The following is a 1,646-nucleotide window of genomic DNA, read 5'->3' as shown; positions in this document are numbered from 1 at the left end:
GGCCATCAGCTCGCCGCCCAGGATGTCGGGGTCGTCAAGCAACGCCTGGATGACCTCGATGCAATGCAGCACCTCGACCATGCGCGCCCAGTGGTAGGCCAGCGTCGCGTGGATCGGCTGGCCCTGGCCCCAGGCGACAAACTCGCGGCGCTGCGCTTCGGCCAGCGGGCTGGGGATGAAGTCGCAGTTCTGCAGCCGCGCCAACGGCCCCACGCGGTACCAGCCCAGCTCGGGCCCCAGGCTCTTGAGGAAGGGGAACTTCATGTAGGTCCAGGGCTTGACTTCTTCTTCGATCAGGTCGAGGTAGCCCTGATCGCTGGCGCCGTCGAAGATGATCTTGCCTGCGGCGTCACGCGCCCGGATAACGCCGTCGTACAGGTCCAGCGCGCCGTCGGCGCGCACCAGCGAGAGCATGTTGGAACGAAAACTGCCGAAGCTGTCATACAGCGCCGGGTTCTGCGCATGCAGTTGTTTGGCAATCGCCACGGCGTCTTGCGCCCAGCGGATCATCTGCGCCACGTCGCGCTGCAGCAGCGCACGGTCCTCGAAGCTGACATGCTTGTTAACGCCGCCCGGCACCGAACCGGTGCCGTGCACCCGCTTGCCCGCCGTGGCGCGAATCACCTCTTGGCCGAATTTGCGCAGCAGCACGCCCTTCCTGGCGATGTCGGGGTGCGCCTGCGCCACGCCGACGATGTTGCGCCGGTTCACTTCGGAGTCGAAGCCGAACAGCAGGTCGGGGGATGAAAGGTAAAAGAAGTGCAAGGCATGCGACTGCATCACCTGGCCGTAGTGCATCAGGCGGCGGATCTTGTCGGCCGAGGGTGTGACGGGCAGCGCGCCCACCACCCGATCAAACGCTTTCGATGCCGCCAGGTGGTGCGACACCGGGCAGATGCCGCACAAGCGCTGCACCATGACCGGCACTTCCCAGTAGGGTCGGCCTTCAATGAATTTCTCGAAACCGCGGAACTCGACGATGTGCAGCCGCACTTGCTGCACATGGTTCTGGGCGTCGAGCAGGATCGTCACCTTGCCATGGCCTTCAACCCGCGAGACCGGGTCAATGGCGACCCGGCGCAGGCCTTGGGACACGACTTCAGGGGCAGCGGTTTCAAGTGATGGGGTCATGGTCAGTCGTAGTGCATCAAGCCAGTTCCAAGGTGCGGCGTGCGCCCGGCCATCAGGTCGGTCAGGAAGCGCCAGAAGGCGTCGGCCGAGGGCGGGCAGCCGGGCAGGAAGTAGTCCACATGCACCACCTCGTGGATCGGGTGCACCTTGTTCAGCGGCAGCGGCAGCTCGGGGTCGTTGGGGATGGCGCTGCCCGGACTTATGCCGGGCCGGCTGCGGTACACGTCGGTCAGCAAGGCGCCGAGGTCGAGATGGTTGCGCTGCGCTGGAAGGCCGCCGTTGATGGCGCAGGCACCTACCGCCACCAGCGTCTTGCAATGGGCACGGAACTCGCGCAGCACCATCACATTCTCGGCATTGCACAGGCCGCCTTCGATCAGGCCAATGTCGCAATGGCCCACCTGCTTAATGTCGGTCAGCGGCGAGCGGTCAAACTCGATGAGCTCGATCAATTCGAACAGGCGCTCGTCGATGTCGAGCAAGGACGTGTGGCAGCCAAAGCAGCCCGCCAGCGA

General features: G+C 64.9%; 2 protein-coding genes. Both read right to left on the bottom strand.

From position 1 onward, the window contains the following. A partial coding sequence (locus tag B3V69_RS03670; protein ID WP_296443906.1) for a Ni/Fe hydrogenase subunit alpha occupies nt 1–1,131 on the bottom strand: 1,131 nt, incomplete at its 3' end. A gap of 2 nt (nt 1,132–1,133) precedes the next feature. Beyond that, on the bottom strand, nt 1,134–1,646 hold a 513-nt coding region (locus tag B3V69_RS03665), incomplete at its 5' end, for an NADP oxidoreductase (protein ID WP_296443904.1).

The sequence above is a fragment of the Rhodoferax sp. UBA5149 genome (assembly GCF_002413825.1).
GTDB lineage: Bacteria > Pseudomonadota > Gammaproteobacteria > Burkholderiales > Burkholderiaceae_C > Rhodoferax.
The sequence above is the reverse complement of the archived record's forward strand: the minus strand, read 5'-3'. Positions and strand labels throughout refer to the sequence as shown.